This window comes from Caballeronia sp. GAFFF2 (genome assembly GCF_023631485.1).
In the GTDB taxonomy this organism is placed as follows: Bacteria; Pseudomonadota; Gammaproteobacteria; order Burkholderiales; family Burkholderiaceae; genus Caballeronia.
The window spans coordinates 793,414-811,511 of the sequence record NZ_JALQDA010000027.1; the positions used below are offsets into that span (position 1 = coordinate 793,414).

Consider the following 18,098-nt stretch of genomic DNA (forward strand, 5'->3'; position numbering starts at 1 on the left):
CCATCTGGAGTAATAACAGTGAAGAAACTGATCGCGGCCCTGACGATGTCCCTCCTTGCCGCCACGTCGCTCACCGCCGTCACCGCGCACGCCAAGGACTATTCGACGATTCGCTTTGGCGTCGACGCAAGCTATCCCCCGTTCGAATCGAAGGGTTCGGATGGCAAGCTGACCGGTTTCGATATCGATCTCGGCAACGAGATCTGCGCGCGCCTGAAGGCCAAGTGCGTATGGGTGGAGAACGATTTCGACGGCATGATCCCCGCCCTCAAGGCGAAGAAGTTCGACGGCGTGCTCTCGTCGATGTCCATGACGCCGCAACGCGCCGAGCAGATCGCCTTTTCGAGCAAGCTGTTCAACACGCCGACGCGTCTCGTCGCGAAGAAGGGCAGCAACATCCTGCCGACGGCCGAAAGCCTGAAGGGCAAGACCGTGGGTGTGGAACAAGGCACGATCCAGGAAACCTACGCCAAGACCTACTGGGCGCCGAAGGGCGTGACGGTGACGCCGTACCAGAACCAGGATCAGGTCTACGCCGATCTGACTTCGGGCCGTCTGGACGCCGCCCTGCAAGACGCCGTGCAGGCGGAAATCGGCTTCCTGAAGACGCCCCGCGGTGCTGGCTATGACTTCGCGGGCAAGGATATCGTCGACAAGAAGGTGCTGGGCGAAGGCGCGGGCATCGGCATGCGCAAGGAAGACACCGACCTCAAGACGCAAGTCGACAAGGCAATTGCCGACATCATCAAGGACGGCACGTACAAGAAGATCGAGAAGAAGTACTTCGACTTCGACGTGTACGGCAGCTAAGTCATGCCTTCGGGCGAAGCGCCGGTCACACCGGCCTTCGCTCGAGTGGGCTACGAAGCGGGCTCCGCGTTTTTTTGCGGAGCCCGCTTTGTTTTTGGCGCCTGGCAGGGGTCGCTTTTGCTGAGTCTGCTTTTGTCGCAGCAACGGTGCGCTCTTCAGTGCCCGCCTTGGCCTTCCGCGCAACTCCGCAAACGTCCCGACGCGCCGCCGCGCGGATTTCGGCTAAGATCGAACGTCCGAGGCAAAGCCGACGGCAGCAATCTCGCATGGAACCGGAACCGGGCGCGGCAAGCACCATCAGCGCTCATTCCGGTCGACAGGAGACGCCATCGCCATGGCACGCGGCAATCTCGCCCGTGCACGCTGGCCCGCCATAAACATCATTCGAGACAAGACCGCGCACTCGCATGCGCGCGCACATCATGCAAACCAAGACTCATCAACTCATTTCGCCGACGCTCGGCACTTCCCGCACCATCACGAGTTATCACTACGGCTCGGGCGGCGGTCAGAAAATCTACATTCAGTCCTCGCTGCACGCGGACGAATTGCCCGGCATGCTCGCCGCGTGGAAATTGCGCCGCCTGCTCGCCGCTTTCGAAGCCGACGGCAAGCTCAAAGGCGAAGTGGTGATCGTGCCGGTGCCGAATCCCATCGGGCTGAATCAGATCTTGCACGGCCAACTGCTCGGCCGTTTCGAAGCCAATAGCGGCCACAACTTCAACCGCAATTTTCACGATCTGGCCGCGTTGATCGCGCCGCGCATCGAAGCGCGCCTTTCCGGCGACAGTCAGGCGAACCTGCTCGCCGTGCGCGCCGCGATGAAGGAAGCGCTCGACGAGCAAACGGCGCACACCGAACTCGAATCGCAACGTCTAGCGCTGCAAAAGCTCTCGTACGACGCCGATGTCGTGCTCGACCTGCATTGCGATCTCGACGCCGCGCTGCATCTCTACACGAACCCGGATATCTGGGCCGATGTCGAACCGCTCGCGCGCTATCTCGATGCAAAGGCGTCCCTGCTCGCGCTGAATTCGGTCGGCAACCCGTTCGACGAAATCCACAGCTTCTGCTGGTCCGACTTGCGTACGCGTTTCGGCGAGCGTTTCCCTATTCCGAACGGCGGCATCTCGGTGACGGTCGAGTTGCGCAGCCAGCACGACGTCTCGCATGAACTCGGCGATAAGGACGCGCAGGGCATCGTTAATTATCTGATTCATCGCGGCGTGATCGATGCGCCGCAAGTGCCGCTGCCGCCGCTCGCGTATCCGGCCACGCCGCTCGCGGGCGCGGAGCCGATCGTCGCGCCTGCGAGCGGCATTCTCGTGTTCCGTGCGCAAGTGGGCGCGTTCATCGAGGCGGGCTCGGCCATCGCCGATGTGATCGACCCGCTCGCCGATACCATCACCACGCTCAAGTGCACGACCTCCGGCGTTTTGTACGCGCGGCATATCACGCGCTTTGCGACCGCCGGGCTGGAAGTGGCGCGCATCGCGGGAGCGAAGGCTTATCGCACGGGGTCGCTTTTGTCCGCCTGAGCCTTGAACGTCAGAATGGAATGAGACCGCACTGCGCCGCGACGATGCGCCAGCCGTTCGCGGTCTCGCCCCACGTTCGCGTGTAGCGCAAGCTGCCCGCGAACGGCGCGCCGCCGAATGTCCCGGCGAGCGCGACGCGCGTGACAGTCACGGCAAACGCGCCGTACACGCGCACGCTTTGCTCCACCACCTCCAGCTTGTCGATGCGCTGCATGCCATGCCGATGCCCGCTCAGGTCATCGGCCTTGCTCCAAATCTTTCCGGTGGCATCGACGAAAGTCAGGTCGTCGGCCAGAAGCGCGTCAAGCGCAGTCACGTCCGACGCCATCATCGCCTGCTTCAGGCGTTCTTCCAGTTCGCGGATTCCGTGTTCGTCCATTTTGTTTCTCGCTTGTCCGTCATGGGGCGGAGTTGTGAGGATACCGCGCGTCTCGCGCAAGCGGACGCACGCATGAAACGCCGTCGCCACGCTAGCGCTGTTGCAGCCGCGACACACCGCAAGCCATCCGAAAGCGCTGTCATATTTCTTTAGTCAGCGGCCGCTACATTTGCGCCCGTTGCACCGAGCGTCAGCAGAACGCAGCGCGACATCGACGAACACGCACGATCACACACCACACCCGCGAACTCATCCCGGAGCACGTTTTGAAGAAGAACCTTCTGGCAACCGCCGCCCTCGCCGCCTTCGCCTTCGCCACTTCCGCTCATGCGCAGAGCAGCGTCACGCTGTACGGCATCATCGATGCAGGCGTCAGCTACGTGAACCACAGCGCCGTCACTGGCGGCAGCGATCACAACTTCAAGTACGACGACGGCGTGGCCCAGGGCAGCCGATGGGGCCTGAAAGGCGCCGAAGACCTCGGCGGCGGCCTGAAGGCCATCTTCACGTTGGAAAACGGCTTCAACAGCGGCACCGGCGCGCTCGGCCAGGGCGGCGCGGAATTCGGCCGCCAGGCGTATGTCGGTCTCGCGAAGAACGACATTGGCTCGGTCACGCTCGGCCGTCAGTACACGTTCTCGACCGATTACCTCGGCTCGGCCTACTCCATCGGCGGCCAGACCGTCGCGGGCAACTATGGCTATCACATCAACGACGTCGATCAACTCACGTCGAGCCGCATCAACAACTCGGTCAAGTTCAGCAGCGCGAGCTTTTATGGCGTGACGTTCGGCGCGATGTACGGCTTCTCGAACCAGGCAGGCGCCTTTGCGGGCACACCGACGACGACCGCGGGCGGCGTGACCACCGCCGGTTCGTCGCGTGCCTACAGCTTCGGTGTGAATTACAAGGCCGGTCCAGTCGGCGTGGGCGCGGCTTATACCGACATCCACTATCCGGGCGCGGCGACGCCCGCGTTCAGCACGGCGCTCGCGAACCTCGCGACTGGCGGCACGAAGGACCTGCGCACGTTCGGCATCGGCGCGAACTATGCATTCGGCGCCGCGACCGTGTTCGGCCTCTGGACCAACACGCGCTTCGAACCGATCACCGGCGCGAGTTCGAAGCTCAATGCGTTCGACATCGGCGGCAAGTACGCCTTCACGTCCGCGATCACGGCGGCGCTCGGCTACACCTACATGGACGTGACCGATGGCGTGGAAGGTCACTGGCATCAGATCGATGCGAGCTTCGACTACGCGTTGAGCAAGCGCACGGACGTGTACGCGCTCGGCATCTATCAGCGTGCTTCGGGTTCGAATCGCGGCGTCGAGAATCAGGCGCAGATCGGTTCGTCGACGAGCTACTTCGGTACGTCGGGCACGGGTTCGAACAACCAGCTCGCGTTCCGCCTGGGCGTGCGTCACAAGTTCTAAGCGCTGCCCGTTACGGTAAAACAAGGCGCAAAAAAGGGCCGCTCGGTCGAACGAGCGGCCCTTGTCGCATCATGCGTGCGCCTACTTGCTCTTCTTGCCCGTCTCCTTGTTGAAGCGCTCGACATACGAGTCCATCAGCTTGCGGATGGCGCGGCCAATCTGCATGTAGTCGCTCTCGTTGAGATTCGCAAGCGACACGCGTCCCGAAGGATGCTGCGTGCCGAAGCCGCGTCCTGGCAGCAACACGACGCGCGCTTCCCTCGCCAGCTGGAAGAGCAAGTCCGAAGGCTTGGTGTTCTTGAGCACCCAATCGACGAACTCGCGGCCGTGCGACTTCTCGCCCATGTATTCGAGGTCGAGGATCGCGTAGTAATCGACCTGATTTTCGTCCTCGTCTTCGAGCGCAATGCCGATTTCCCGATACAACGCGCGTTTGCGATTGCGAATCAACCGTTTGAGCGCGCTCTTGTAGGCGTCGGGCGTGTCCATCAGCGAGAAGAGCGAGAACAGCACCATCTGCACTTGCTGCGGCGTGGAGAGCCCCGCCGTGTGATTCAGCGCGACCGTGCGGCTGTCGGCCACCAGCCGGTCGATGAACTTCAGCTTGTCCGGCTCCGTCGTGATGGATTCGTAGCGTTCATGCAGGATGGCTCGCTGGTCTTTCGGCAGCGCGGCGAGCTGATCGTCGAAAATATTATGCCGATGCGTCGCGATGGTCCCGAGCCGCCAACCCGTCGCGCCAAAATATTTCGAATAGGAATATACGAGGATCGTGTTTTTCGGACACAGCGCAAAGAGCGAGACGAAGTCGTCCGCAAAGGTGCCGTAGACATCGTCGGTCAGGAGAATCAGGTCCGGCCGCTCCTTAACGATCTCCGCGATATATTCGAGACTCTCGGCATCCATCTTTACCGATGGCGGATTGCTCGGATTGACGAGGAAGAACGCCTTCACCTTCGGGTCGCGCAGCTTGTCGAGTTCCTGCTTCGAGTATTGCCAGCCGTTTTCAACCGTGGCCTCGAGATTCACGACGTTGAGCTTGTAATCGTTCAGGCGCGGGATCTCGATGTACGGCGTGAAGATCGGCGTGCCGAGCGCGATCGTGTCGCCTTCCTTGATCAGGAAGTTCTCGCGCATCGTGTTGAAGATATACGTCATCGCCGCCGTGCCGCCTTCGACCGCGAAGATGTCGAAGTCGCCGACGAACGGGTGCTTGCCGATCATCTCGCGCCGCAGATACTGCCCGACGATGACCTCCGACAGTTTCAGCATGCGGTCGGGCACAGGATAGTTCGAAGCGAGAATGCCTTCGCACATCTCGTAGAGAAAGTCGGCTGCGTTCAGTCCGAGCTGGTCGCGCACGTAAGACACCGCGCCCACCAGAAAGCTGATGCCGGGCGTTCCCTTGTGGTCGCGCGCGAAGATCTCGAAGCGTTCTTCAAGGCCTTCGTGCTTCGGAAAGCCGCCCACGCCTTCGGGCATATAGGCGAACGAGCGCTCGGATTCGCGCATGGCGAAGAGGCCCAGTTGCCAGAAACCGTGACGCGGAATCGTCGCGAGAAAGTTCGGATTGCCGCGACCCGCGTTGAGCATCGACAAATTGGCGGGACGCTCGACCGCGCCGCCGCCGGCCGCCTTGATGAGTTCGTCCTTAAGTTCGAACGGACTGAGCGCCGCCATTGCGGCCTGATCGTCGGAACCCGACTTAGAGGATTTGGACATCCGACACCCCCACTGGCAAAAGATACGTAGAGTTGAACAACGGAAGCACGAAAGGCTCGGGCATCATGTCAGCAACATCACGATCACCATGCCCCAGATCGTGAGCAGCGTATTGCCGACGGCATAAGTCACCGTATAACCAAGACCCGGCACCTGGCTCTTCGCGGCATCGCAAAGCATGCCGAGCGCCGCCGTGGTCGTGCGCGCGCCCGCGCAGATGCCGAGCAACAGCGCCGGGTGAAACTTGAACACGTACTTGGCGATATACATGCCGATGATGAGCGGCACCGACGACGCGAAGATGCCCCACAGAAAGAGGCTCACGCCGAGCTTCTGCAGACCCGCGACGAAGCCCGGTCCCGCCGAGATGCCGACCACCGCGATGAACACATTAAGCCCGACCGAATTCATGAACCAGATGGTGGGCCCCGGAATGCGGCCGAAGGTCGGATGGATCGCGCGCAGCCAGCCGAACACGATGCCCGCGATCAGCGCGCCGCCCGCCGTGGACAACGTGATGGGAATCGCGCCGAAGCGGATCACGACTGCGCCGATCAGCGCGCCCAGCGTGATCGCGAGCCCGACGAAGGCCATGTCGGCGGCATCGGTCGGACGGTCGATCACGCCGACCGCTTTCGCCACGGCCGACGTATCCTGCGTGCGGCCGACGAGCGTGATGGTGTCGCCGCGATGCAGCTTGGTGCTCGGCAACACGGGGATGGCCGTTTCGGTCGCGCCGCGCTTGATCTTGCGCAGGAACACGCCGCGCGCGCCGGGCAGCTGCGAGAGTTCCTCCAGCGTCTTGCCGTCGACGGCCTTGCTCGTCACGTAGACATCGACGCCTTCCACCGGCACGGCGAGCAGTTCGGCATCGTCCACTTCGGTTGCCACGCCGCCCAGCAGATTCACGAGATGCTCGCGTCGTCCGACGACGGCGACGACATCGCCCGCTAGCAGGACGTCGTCGACCTTGGCTTCTTGAATCGTCCCGCCACGCCGGATTCGTTCGATGAAAAGCCGCACGCCTGCAGGTTCGAGCGCCTCCGCTTCGCCGACCTTCATGCCGACCACACGCCCCTCTTCGCCAATGCGATACGCGCGAAGCGCGAACTGATGCCAGCCGCTGCCCGCGCCGCCCAATTCGCCGCTGCCGCCCATCTCTTTCTCGTACTGCTGGCAGGCCGCCACGAGGTCGATGTTGAGCAGCTTCGGCCCGAGCAGCGCAAGGATCATCGCCGAACCGATCGTGCCGTAGATGTACGTGACGGCGTAGGCGGTCGGCATCGCGTCGAGCAGTACCTTGGCGTCGTTCGCCGCCAGGCCGAGCCGGTTGATGGCGTCGGTGGCGAGGCCCATCGAAGCGGAGATGGTCTGCGATCCCGCGAAAAGTCCCGCCGCCGAACCGACGTCGTATCCGGCCAGTTTCGCCGCGAGATAAGGAAAGGCGAGGCACAGCACGGACTGAATGACGGAGAAGATGGCCTGCGGCAAGCCGTCCTTGGCGATGCCGCGCACGAACTGCGGACCCACGCCGTAACCGACCGCGAACAGGAACATCAGGAAGAAGACGGATTTGACGTTCGGCGAAATGGTGATGCCGAGCTGCCCGATCGCGATGGCGGCCAGCAAGGTAGACGTTACCGCGCCGAGGCTGAAGCCCTTGAAGCTCTTGCCGCCGAACCAATAACCGATACCCAGCGAAAGAAAGATGGCTATCTCGGGATAGCTGTGCAGCGTTGCTGTGAACCAGGACATGTGCACTCCTCTCGGGGATCAGCCCCGCGACCGTTACATGCTTCTTGGGCAAGGAAGGAATGAAGGAAAACGAATGACCTGCAACGATGCGCTCCCCGTTGCCGCAATACGGGCGAGTGCTTGCGAGAGAAAATCGAGTTGCATCGAACGGTTCATGGGCACGAATCGCGATCTGCAAACGGATGACGCACAGAGAATTGGCGCATGCGTCACGACGAAAAAAGAGGCCTCAACACGGCTGTCTGATGCCTAGCAATACACTATTTTCGCCACGCAGTTGAACTAAAAAACGATAGTTTCGGAGGCCCCTCCTGCTCGTTGCGGGCGTTGCACGAGTCGATTCGAACCGTCCCCGGCCGATCGTGCGGACGAAAAAAAACAGCGGCCGAAGCCGCTGTTTCCATGGAACCGAAATGCTTGCTGCGTTCTGTCCGACGCGTTGCAACTTACTCGGTGGTTTCGAGCAACGGATAATCCGTATAGCCCGTCGCGCCTGCTGAATAGAACGTCGAGGTGTCCGGCGCGTTGAGCGGCGCGTCGAGTTCGAAGCGTCGCACGAGATCCGCATTCGCGATGAACGGCTTGCCCCACGCGACCGCGTCGGCGTCGCCGCGCTCGATTGCCGCTTCCGCGCTTTGCTTGGTGAAGCCTTCGTTGGCGATATACACGCCGCCAAACGCCTTCTTCAGTTGCGGCCCGAGACTGTCGGCGCCTTCCGACTCGCGCGCGGCGATGAACGCCACGTTGCGCTTGCCGAGTTCGCGCGCGACGTAACCGAAAGTCGCGGCGCGGTCGCTGTCGCCCATGCTGTGCGAATCGGCGCGCGGCGCCAGATGCACGCCCACGCGATCCGCGCCCCATACGTCGATACATTGATCGACCACTTCGAGCATGAGACGCGCGCGGTTTTCGATTGCGCCGCCGTATTCGTCGGTACGCTTGTTGGTGCTGTCCTGCAGGAACTGGTCGAGCAGGTAGCCGTTCGCGCCATGCACTTCCACGCCGTCGAAGCCCGCGCGCTTCGCGTTTTCCGCGCCCTTGCGATAAGCCGCGACCACGCCTTCGATTTCATCGAGTTCCAGTGCGCGTGGCGTCACGAACGGACGCTGCGGGCGCACGAGGCTCACGTGTCCGCTCGCTGCAATCGCGCTCGGCGCAACCGGCAGTTCGCCGTTCAGGAAGATGGGGTCCGAAATACGGCCGACGTGCCACAGTTGCAGGAAGATCTTGCCGCCCGCTTCGTGCACGGCGTGCGTCACGAGCTTCCAGCCTTCGACTTGTTCGTCCGACCAGATGCCGGGGGTATCCGCGTAGCCCAAGCCTTGCGGCGTGACCGAGGTGGCTTCGCTCAAGATGAGACCAGCCGACGCGCGGTCGGCGTAATACTGCGCCATCAACGCGTTAGGCACGCGTTCCACGCCTGCACGTTGCCGCGTGAGCGGCGCCATGATGATGCGGTTCTTGAGCGTCAACGCGCCTACTTTGAGCGGATCGAAAAGAGTCGGCATAGATGTAAGGTATCCTGAAGAAATGTAAAGAAGGTTCGCCGTGGAAAGGGCTGCCGCGCTCAGAGATTCCCGATGGAATCGCGAAACGCCTGTATGACCGTTTCGTCGCGTTTGAAGAACACCCATTGCCCCACGCGCTTCGTGGTGACGAGCCCGGCTTTTTGCAAGGTCGAGAGATGCGCCGAAACGGTGGACTGCGACATGCCGCAGCGCCCATCGATTTGCCCCGCGCACACGCCATGCAGGTGCGGCAATTCCTGTTCGGGAAAGTGCAGCTCCGGCGTCTTCAGCCACTCGAGAATCTCGCGGCGAAGCGGGTTGGCAAGGGCCTTGTGAATTGCGTCGATGTCCATTTCGTTGCTCGTTCGTCCGACGGCGGAAGCTTCGCCGCATCGCCTTAAAACGAATCATATATCGGAAATGTCCGATACGCAAGCGTCCACATGCGTTTCGTCAATGCGATGCGTGTCATCGTGGCGCGCCGTCTGGTAATCTGCCCGGTTTAGCTGCCGTCAATTTTCGATCTAATTGCATATGGATACACCGTTCAACGAACGCGGCGTCACGCTCTCGCGCGTCGGCCTGTCGGCCTCGGGCCAGTTGATTCCGCTGCGCGATCTGCGCGCCGCGCGGGTCGTGAAGATATCGCGCAAGAAGCCGCTGCCGATCATCCTTGCGCTGATCGGGCTCGCGGGAATCGGCGTGGGCATCGCAACGGGTTCGGGGCCGGCGCTCGTACTCGGCATCATGGTGGCCGTGGTCGGCTATCTGTCGTGGATCACGCAGGACGTGATCTATCAATTGATGGTCGCAACGCCCGAAGGCGAGCGCGAAGTCATCATCACGAAAGACGAGGAATTTGCGGATCGCGTGGCCGCGCTGGTCGGCGACGCGGTCGCGAAACATGCGCAGACAGCGGCCGCAAAGCCGCAAGCCTGACGCCGCTACAAAAGAACACGCGCGGGACGTACCCGCGCGCGGCACTTACTTCAGTTCAAGCCATCGTCAAGTCAGATTCAGCGGCTCGACGTGCCAGATATCGCGGGCATATTCCGCGATGGTCCGGTCTGATGAAAATATCCCCATTCCGGCGACGTTCTCGATCGCGCTCTTCGTCCACGCTTCCTTGTCTCGGTACTTGAGATCGACCTCGGTTTGCGTCTTGTCGAAGCTGTCGAAGTCCGCGAGCACCATGTAGTGATCGCCCCAATCCACGAGCGTATGAAAGATGTCGTAGAAACGGTGCGGCTCTTCCGGCGAGAAGTGTCCGAGGCGAATCTGGTCCAGCGCCACCTTGAGCTCCGGATTGTCCTCGTAGATTTGCCGTGGCCTGTAGCCCGCCGCCCGCAGCGTTTCGATCTCGTCGGTCGTGTTGCCGAAGATGAAGATGTTTTCGCGGCCCACCGCGTCGCAAATTTCGATGTTCGCGCCATCCAGCGTGCCGATGGTCAGCGCGCCGTTCAACGCAAGCTTCATGTTGCCGGTGCCCGATGCCTCGGTGCCAGCCATCGAAATCTGCTGCGATAAGTTCGCGGCGGGAATGATGAGCTCCGCCACGCTCACGCCGTAGTTCGGGACGAAGCCTACCTTGAGCCTGTCGCCGACGAGCGGGTCCGCGTTGATCTTCTTCGCGACATCGTTGATGAGCTTGATGATGCTCTTCGCCATCTTGTAGGCCGAAGCCGCCTTGCCCGCGAACATGACCACACGCGGCGTCCAGTCCTGTTCGGGATTCTCGCGAATACGGTTGTAGCGCACGATCGTATACAAGATGTTGAGCAACTGCCGCTTGTATTCGTGGATGCGCTTCACCTGCAAGTCGAACAGCGCTTCGGGATTGATGATCGCGTTGGCTTCGCGTTTGGCGCGCTCGACGAGGCGCAGCTTGTTGGCGAACTTCGCGTCCTGAAACGCCTTCTGGAACTCGGGGTCGTCGCGCCATTCGCGCAGCCGGCCGAGTTCGAACAAGTCGCTGCGCCAGCGCGGTCCAAGCCGCTTGTCGATGAGCGATGACAGCGACGGACTCGCTTGCGCGAGCCAGCGACGCGGCGTAATGCCGTTCGTCACATTGGTGAAGCGCTCCGGGTACATGCGCGCGAAGTCGGCGAAAATGTTCTGCGTCATCAGTTGCGAGTGCAGCTTCGAGACGCCATTCACCTTGTGACTCGCGACGATCGCCAGATGCGCCATCCGCACGCGCCGCTGGCCGTATTCATCGACGAGCGAAATGCGGCGGATCAGTTCCACGTCGCGGCCGAACTTCTCGGTCACTTGCTTCAGAAACTGCGCGTTGATCTCGAAGATGATCTCCAGATGCCGCGGCAACAGACGCGACAACATTTCGACATCCCACGTTTCGAGCGCTTCGGGCATCAACGTGTGATTCGTGTAGGAGAACATCTGCTGAATCAGTTTCCACGCCTTGTCCCACGGCACGCCGTGACGATCCACGAGCAGGCGCATGAGTTCGGGGATGGCGAGCACGGGGTGCGTGTCGTTCAGATGCACCGCGACCTTTTCCGCGAGACGCCCGAAATGCGTATGCGTGCGCTGATAGCGGCGGATCAGATCCTGCATCGTCGCGGAGACGAAGAAATATTCCTGACGCAGACGCAATTCGCGGCCGGCTTGCGTCGAGTCATCCGGGTACAGCAAGCGCGAGACGTGCTCCGACGTGTTCTTCGCTTCGACCGCGCGCCGATAGTCGCCCTGATTGAACGCGGAGAGATCGAACTCGTCGGTGGCGCGCGCCGACCACAGGCGCAGCGTATTCGTCGCGGTGGTGGCGTAGCCGGGAATGACCGTGTCGTAGGCCATCGCGTTGACGTGCTCGGTATCGATCCAGTCGGTACGATCGTCGTGCTGCACCGTGCGCCCGCCGAAGTGCACCGTGTACGTCACCTCGGGGCGCGGAAACTCCCACGGGTTGCCCGCGCGCAGCCAGTAATCGGGCATTTCGACCTGATTGCCATCGACGATGGTCTGCCGGAACATCCCGTACTCGTAGCGAATGCCGTAGCCGAAACCGGGCACGCCGACCGTCGCCATCGAATCGAGGAAACAGGCTGCGAGCCGGCCAAGGCCGCCGTTGCCAAGTGCGGCATCCGGTTCGAGGTCTTCGAGCGAGGCGAGATCGATGCCGAGGCCAGATAACGCTTCGCGGACTTCGTCATGAATGCCGAGGGCAAGCAGCGCGTTGGTGAAGGTTCTGCCGATGAGAAATTCCATCGACAAGTAATAGACGCGCTTCACGTCCTGTTCGTATTGTTGCCGCGTGGTGCGCATCCAGCGTGCGACGAGGCGGTCGCGCACGGCGAGCTCCACGGCATTGAGCCAGTCGCGCGGCTGCGCGGTAACCGCGTCCTTGCCGACGCCGTACATCAGGCGATTCGAGATGGAGCGCCGTAGCGCATCGACACTGCTGTTGAGCTGGTCGAATTCCAGATCGACGGATGTCATCGAAACCTCCGGTATTTGCAACATATGCAACGACAGCGAAAGCGTGGTGGGAGTTCAGTGCTTTTTTGGCCTGCGGCTTGCCTGGCTCCCTGTTCGCGCGGGTTGCGGTCGTGGCCTGAAGGTGCAGGTTACGCCAGTTTTATTTTTTTTGGTATGACATGCGGTGGGTCGCTGACGCCTGATTTTCCGTGGGCGGTTGATCTTGCCGGTTCGGGGAATTTTGCTTTCTTGGCTTGCGGTTTCCATCAGTCGCCGCCGTCCCTGCGACGGGGAATTTGCTATCTCCTCTTGCAGTCTGGTTCAGTAGCCGCCTCCCCGGCGGGGGTGTAGCTTCCTCTATTGCTGCAATGAAAGTCACCGAGGAAAGCAGCCTTCATCCTGCCCGCTGATCGGGCGCGTGGTCAGGACTGAGTTCTACGCCGGCACGCGCCTAAGTGTCGGCCTTGCTCAATCGCCGTTCCTGGCGCTCATGGGACTCCGCTGGTCTCGCAGATTGTCTGACTGGTGTAACGCTTGGTGCTTCCGGCTTAGTGCGACGCGCGGCCGTTGGATGCGCCCAGCAAGTTCTTCATTGGGCTTTGCTTCGGCTTCCGTAGCGTTTTCATTTATCAATTCGTCTTGGTGCGCGGACCGCTATCAACAACAGCGCCGCCAGCGACGCTGCCAGCAATATCAGCGATAGCGCCGATGCGGGCAAGTAATACCCTCGATTCACTTGCCCCACCACGACTATCGGCACGGTCGCGAAGCCCGGCGGATACACCGTCAATGTCGCGCCCAATTCGCCGAGCGATAGCGCGAATCCCAACGCCAGGCTCGCTCTTATCGCCGGGACGAGTTGCGGTAACACCACGCGCCACAACACCATGCGCGGCGGCGCGCCAAGGCTCGCGGCGGCCTCGCGCAAGGTCGTCAATTCCGGTCGCAATGCAGCCGCCGCGCAGCGGTAACAGAATGGCAAGACCAGCGCGAGTTGCACCATGACGACGATCGCCGCCGAGCCGGACAGGTCCAGCGGACGCTTGTGATACGCAATCAGTACCGCAAGGCCCAACACCACGCTCGGTACACCGTTCGGCATCATTGCAATGGCATCGACGAATGCGCCCAGGCCGCGCCGGTCACGGCCCTCCAGCGCCAACGCAAGCCACAATCCCAGCGCGGTGCCGAGAATCGCGACGCCGAAGCCGACGCCAAGGCTTGTCGTCAGCGCGTCGAAATCGCTGGAGCCGAGGCGCCCGAACCAGCGCGTGCTGAAGCCATCGGGGAAGATCGTGCCCGACCAGTGCGACGCAACGCTCGACAACGCCACCACGACCACCGGCAACACGAAGAGCCAGAAGCACACGAGCGCCGCCAGGGACGCAACGAGCGCGCGCATCAGCGAGACTGGCTTTCCAGGTTTGAACGAGGTCGAAAGCTGCATGTCAGCGTCTTTGCAAGCGTCGATAAAGCGCATAGAGCGAGAGCGACATCAGCAACATCACGACCGATCCCGCCGCTGCGGTCGGCAAGTCGAGATCGACGGTCGCCGCGCTGTAAATGGCAATCGGCAAGGTGATGAGATGTGCGCTGCCCAAGACGAGCAGAATGCCGAACTCGTTGAGCGTCAGGAGGAAGCACAAGATGGTGCCCGCCGCGATTCCCGGCCACGCAAGCGGCAACACGACCTTGGTTGCGACCATCCAGCCGCCCGCGCCGAGACTTTTCGCGGCCTCGACGAGACGCATGTCGAGCATGGCGTATGAAGCGAGCGTCGGGCGCACCACGAACGGCGCATAAAACACGACCTCCGCGAGAATCACGCCGCCGATGCCGAAGAGGAAATCGAGCGGCGGGGTATCGAGCGAAAAAAGCCGTTGCAAGCCGATGCTCACCGAACCCTGCGAGCCATAAAGAAAAATCAGCGTGAATGCCACGAGGAACGAAGGGAACGCCACGAACAACTCGAGGAAACGCGTGACGAGCTTCGCGCCGGGAAACGGCCGAAAGAACAGCATCGACGCGAGCGCAACGCCAAGCAATGACGCGAGACTTGCGCTTGCGAAGAGGATGCCGAGCGTCGTGCCGATCACGCCGCGCGTCTCCGGATTGCCGAAGAACGCGGTGTAGGCGTGTAGCGTGAAGCCGTGCGGCCCGGTCACGCTCAACATGGCAAGGCGCGAGAGCGGATAGACGACGAGCGGCCCCAGCACGAACACGAGGATGAACCACAACTGCCATTGCCCCTTCTTGCCGCGCCGCGCGGCGATTGTCGCCTGGCCGTCCTGCGCTCGCCCGGCGGCCTCTTCAGGGATGCACAAGGACGACATCGTCAGCCTCGAAGGTCAGGGAAACGCGCGCGCCCTTTTCCGGCATGCGCGTGTGGCCGCGCTGCGTCGAAACGAGTACGGGCTCGTTGGGCCACGCATCGAGCGCGACGGAAATCGAGAGCGACGCGCCATACCATTCGACCGATGCAATCGTGCCGTGCAACGGCCCATCGCCGAGCGGCACGATGGAGAAGCGCTCCGGCCGAATGCACGCAAGCCGCTCGCGTTCGTCGTGGCGCGCGTCGCCGACGGGATACACCACGCGCGGCGGCAGCAGATTCGCGGCACCGAGATAGCGCGCGACGAAGCCGTCGTTCGGCGCGTCGTACAACTCGCGCGGCGAACCGAGTTGCGCGATACGGCCATCGCGCATAAGAAGCGTGCGGTCGGACAGCACGAGCGCATCGTCCTGATCATGCGTCACACAAACGATAGTCAGATTCGGCAAGCGCTCGTGCAACGCCTTCAGCTCGCTGCGCACGGACGCGCGGAGGTTGGCATCGAGCGCCGAAAGCGGTTCGTCGAGCAAGAGCACATCCGGCTCGACGACGAGCGCGCGGGCAAGCGCCACACGCTGCTGCATACCGCCCGAGAGCTGCGCGGGCATGACGTGGCCGGCATCGGCGAGTTGCACGAGTTTGAGCGCATCGGCGACGCGGCGCGCGATTTCGCCCGTCTTCAGCTTGCGCGCGCGCAGGCCGAAGGCGACGTTATCGAATACGGAAAGATGCGGAAAGAGCGCATAGCTCTGGAATAGCAAGCCGAGATTACGTTGATGCGGCGGCACATGCGTGAGTTCGCGGCCCGCGATAAAAAGCGCGCCCGCGAAGGCATCGGGCTGAATGAATCCGGCGATAAAGCGCAACAGCGTGGTCTTGCCGCAGCCGCTTCTGCCGAGTACCGTCAGGAACTCGCCACGTTCGATGTGCAGCGATAGTTGATCGAGCACGGTGCGCGCGCCGAAGCGCACCGTGAGTCCTTCGATATGCACGCCGGATCGCGCTTCGTGTTCATGAGCGAGCGCATTTCCGGACGAGCTCAGAGCAAACGTATTCACGTCAGGACTTCGGCTTCACGACCTCGGTCTCCTTGCCCGACTGGCCGATCACTTCATTCTTCCAGCGCTCGGTCCAGCCAGCCTTCTTCTGCATGACTTCGTTCCAGTCCACCGGAATCAGCTTCACGCCGGCAATTGCCTGCTTCACCGCTTCGCCGTTCTTGCCGCCGAGCGCGACATCGGTGCGCGCCGGAATGCCGTAGATGTCCGGCACTTTCGACTGCACTTCCGCGGACATCAGATAGTCGATCAGCTTCTTGCCCGCTGCCTGATTCGGCCCGCTCTTGATGAGACCGATTGCGTAGGGCAACTGGAACGTGGTGGGCGCGTCGCCGTTCTGATGCGACAGGAAAAGCGGCTTGATGGACAGACCGCCGTTCGCGGCATCGTCGAGATCCATTTGCAGGTCGCCATTGGCGAAGGCGATCTCGTTACGCGAGAGCAGCACATCGAGATAACCCGTGCCCTTGGTATGGAACTTCGCGCTTCGTTCGAGCGACTTCAGATAATCGAACGCTTTGTCTTCGCCCATCAGGGCCGACGTCAGGATGATGACCGCCATGCCGTCGCCCGCCGTCGCCGGATTCGAATACGCGATCTTGCCCGAGTAGTTCGGATGCAAGAGATCGGCGAAGGTCTTCGGCGCGCTCTTCGTGACTTCCGGATTGATGGCGAAAGAAAAGTAGTTGTTGACGAAGGTGGCCCACGCGCCGTCGTTCGCCTTGGCGATAGCCGGCACGTTCTTGTAGTTCACACTTTGATATGGCTGCAGCAAGCCGCTCTGCGATGCTTGCTGGATGAACGGCGGCAAGGTCACGAGCACGTCCGCCTTGGGCGAATCTTTCTCGACGCTCGCGCGGTTCACCACTTCGCCACTGCCCGCCGTGACGATATTGACCTTGACGCCTTCCTTCTTTTCGAAAGCCGGGAGCACGTCCTTGTAGAGATTTTCGAGGCCGTCCGCCGTGTAGAGGACGACGGCATCGGCTGCGTGTGCCGGCGAGGTTGCAAACGCCATCAAGGCGGCGATGGCCGGCAGCATCGTGCGTGCGAGGCGAAGGTCGCGAGTCATTTCGTGATCGATCCGGTGAGATAAGGTGACGCGGCTCGGGTGCTGCGCTGGTGTCGAAGCATTGCAGAGCCGTGTGACAGACACGTGAATGCCGTAAGCGGTGCAGGATTGGACAAGACGCGGTGCACGCACATCCGCATACTTCGGCCTTTCCGCCAAATGCCTGATTGACGATGCTCTCCTTGCTGGCCGCGCCGGTCTTCGTCCTACTCTGGTCGACAGGCTTTATCGTCGCGCGCGCGATTACCCCTTACGTCGATCCGAACGTGTACCTGTTCGCGCGCTTCTGCGGCACGGCGTTGCTGTTTGTCGTCGTGGCGCTCGCAAGCCGGGCAAGCTGGCCGAAAGGCGCCGATGTTCTACGGCATCTGCTTGCAGGCGCGCTGCTGCAAGGCGTTTATCTGGGCGCGGGTTATTGGGCCGTCGCACAGGGGCTGACTGCGGGCATCATGGCGCTGCTCGGCGCGTTGCAACCGCTTCTGACCGCTGCGTTTGCCGCGCGCTTCTTCGGCGAACGTCTGTCGCCGCGTGCATGGAGCGGGCTCGTGCTGGGGCTCACTGGCGTGGCGCTCGTGCTTGCGCCGAAGGTGATGACGGGTCATGCGTCATCGACACACGGAGCTGCGCCTTCATGGCTCGTCGTCATGGCGGCGCTGCTCGCCGTCCTGGCGATTACCGCGGGCACGCTGTATCAGAAGAGCTCGCTGGCACGCGCCGATATCCGCAGCGCGAGCGCGCTGCAGAATGCGGGCGCCGCGCTCGTCGCGTTGCTGCTGATTTTCGCGCTTGGGGAACATCGCTTCATTGCTTCGGCGACGACTTGGGTTTCGCTTGGATGGGGCATCGTGATGCTCTCGGGTGCCGCGACCACGCTTTTCGTGTGGATGGTCCGCCGTGGCGATGCCTCGCGTGCCACCGCGCTGCTGTTTCTCGCGCCGCCGCTTGCCGCGATCGAAGGCTATCTGGCGTTTGGCGAAACGCTCGGGCCGGTGCAGATCGCGGGGTTCGGGGTGGCGCTCGTGGGAGTGTTGCTCGCGCGGGCGAAATAGC

The 18,098-nt window shown here is 62.1% G+C and carries 15 protein-coding genes; 5 read left to right on the forward strand and 10 right to left on the reverse strand.

The features are described from left to right. The first annotated feature begins 18 nt into the window (after nucleotides 1–18). Together NCT04_RS20020 and NCT04_RS20025 are read left to right on the forward strand one after the other, a co-directional pair. Nucleotides 19–810 (forward strand): ABC transporter substrate-binding protein, encoded by a 792-nt coding sequence (locus NCT04_RS20020; protein ID WP_250467382.1) that lies wholly within the window; start codon nucleotides 19–21, stop codon nucleotides 808–810. A 422-nt stretch (nucleotides 811–1,232) separates the two neighbouring features. After that, nucleotides 1,233–2,348, forward strand: coding sequence for a succinylglutamate desuccinylase/aspartoacylase family protein (locus NCT04_RS20025; RefSeq protein WP_250467383.1), 1,116 nt, complete (start codon nucleotides 1,233–1,235; stop codon nucleotides 2,346–2,348). A 10-nt stretch (nucleotides 2,349–2,358) separates the two neighbouring features. On the opposite strand, the gene NCT04_RS20030 is transcribed toward NCT04_RS20025, so the two are convergent. After that, on the reverse strand, nucleotides 2,359–2,727 hold the full coding sequence (locus tag NCT04_RS20030; RefSeq protein ID WP_250467384.1) for a nuclear transport factor 2 family protein: 369 nt from the start codon (nucleotides 2,725–2,727) through the stop codon (nucleotides 2,359–2,361). 266 nt (nucleotides 2,728–2,993) lie between these two features. Here NCT04_RS20030 and NCT04_RS20035 point away from each other — a divergent pair, with 266 nt between their 5' ends. Next, nucleotides 2,994–4,163 (forward strand): porin, encoded by a 1,170-nt coding sequence (locus NCT04_RS20035; protein WP_250467385.1) that lies wholly within the window; start codon nucleotides 2,994–2,996, stop codon nucleotides 4,161–4,163. An 81-nt stretch (nucleotides 4,164–4,244) separates the two neighbouring features. On the opposite strand, the gene NCT04_RS20040 is transcribed toward NCT04_RS20035, so the two are convergent. The 4 genes from NCT04_RS20040 to NCT04_RS20055 form a co-directional block, all read right to left on the reverse strand. Further along, the gene (locus tag NCT04_RS20040; RefSeq protein ID WP_244829324.1) at nucleotides 4,245–5,885 is read right to left on the reverse strand and encodes a bifunctional aspartate transaminase/aspartate 4-decarboxylase; all 1,641 of its coding nucleotides are present in this window, start codon (nucleotides 5,883–5,885) and stop codon (nucleotides 4,245–4,247) included. A 63-nt stretch (nucleotides 5,886–5,948) separates the two neighbouring features. Further along, complete coding sequence (gene aspT / locus NCT04_RS20045; protein ID WP_250467386.1) at nucleotides 5,949–7,640, reverse strand: aspartate-alanine antiporter; 1,692 nt, start codon at nucleotides 7,638–7,640, stop codon at nucleotides 5,949–5,951. 446 nt (nucleotides 7,641–8,086) lie between these two features. Next, nucleotides 8,087–9,148, reverse strand: a complete 1,062-nt coding sequence (locus NCT04_RS20050; RefSeq protein WP_244829322.1) for an alkene reductase — start codon at nucleotides 9,146–9,148, stop codon at nucleotides 8,087–8,089. A gap of 59 nt (nucleotides 9,149–9,207) precedes the next feature. Then, nucleotides 9,208–9,501 (reverse strand): ArsR/SmtB family transcription factor, encoded by a 294-nt coding sequence (locus tag NCT04_RS20055; RefSeq protein ID WP_244829321.1) that lies wholly within the window; start codon nucleotides 9,499–9,501, stop codon nucleotides 9,208–9,210. Between the two features lie 181 nt (nucleotides 9,502–9,682). Between NCT04_RS20055 and NCT04_RS20060 the strand changes: the two genes are divergently transcribed. Beyond that, nucleotides 9,683–10,087, forward strand: coding sequence for a DUF6232 family protein (locus NCT04_RS20060; protein WP_244829320.1), 405 nt, complete (start codon nucleotides 9,683–9,685; stop codon nucleotides 10,085–10,087). Between the two features lie 66 nt (nucleotides 10,088–10,153). Here the strand turns inward: NCT04_RS20060 and NCT04_RS20065 are convergent, their stop codons facing one another. The 5 genes from NCT04_RS20065 to phnS form a co-directional block, all read right to left on the reverse strand. Further along, nucleotides 10,154–12,607 carry a glycogen/starch/alpha-glucan phosphorylase gene (locus NCT04_RS20065; RefSeq protein ID WP_244829319.1) on the reverse strand — a complete coding sequence of 818 codons (2,454 nt, stop codon included), beginning with the start codon at nucleotides 12,605–12,607 and terminating at the stop codon, nucleotides 10,154–10,156. 601 nt (nucleotides 12,608–13,208) lie between these two features. Continuing rightward, nucleotides 13,209–13,988, reverse strand: coding sequence for a 2-aminoethylphosphonate ABC transport system, membrane component PhnV (phnV, locus tag NCT04_RS20070; RefSeq protein WP_250467467.1), 780 nt, complete (start codon nucleotides 13,986–13,988; stop codon nucleotides 13,209–13,211). Between the two features lie 46 nt (nucleotides 13,989–14,034). Next, entirely contained in the window at nucleotides 14,035–14,919 is an 885-nt protein-coding gene (phnU, locus tag NCT04_RS20075; protein WP_250467387.1) for a 2-aminoethylphosphonate ABC transporter permease subunit, read from the reverse strand. Then, nucleotides 14,897–15,961 carry a 2-aminoethylphosphonate ABC transport system ATP-binding subunit PhnT gene (gene phnT, locus NCT04_RS20080; RefSeq protein ID WP_250467468.1) on the reverse strand — a complete coding sequence of 355 codons (1,065 nt, stop codon included), beginning with the start codon at nucleotides 15,959–15,961 and terminating at the stop codon, nucleotides 14,897–14,899. Before phnT ends, phnU begins: the two co-directional genes overlap by 23 nt. A gap of 16 nt (nucleotides 15,962–15,977) precedes the next feature. After that, entirely contained in the window at nucleotides 15,978–17,048 is a 1,071-nt protein-coding gene (gene phnS, locus NCT04_RS20085) for a 2-aminoethylphosphonate ABC transporter substrate-binding protein (RefSeq protein ID WP_244829313.1), read from the reverse strand. A 173-nt stretch (nucleotides 17,049–17,221) separates the two neighbouring features. Between phnS and NCT04_RS20090 the strand changes: the two genes are divergently transcribed. After that, complete coding sequence (locus NCT04_RS20090) at nucleotides 17,222–18,097, forward strand: DMT family transporter (protein ID WP_250467388.1); 876 nt, start codon at nucleotides 17,222–17,224, stop codon at nucleotides 18,095–18,097. Nucleotide 18,098: the final 1 nt, after the last annotated feature.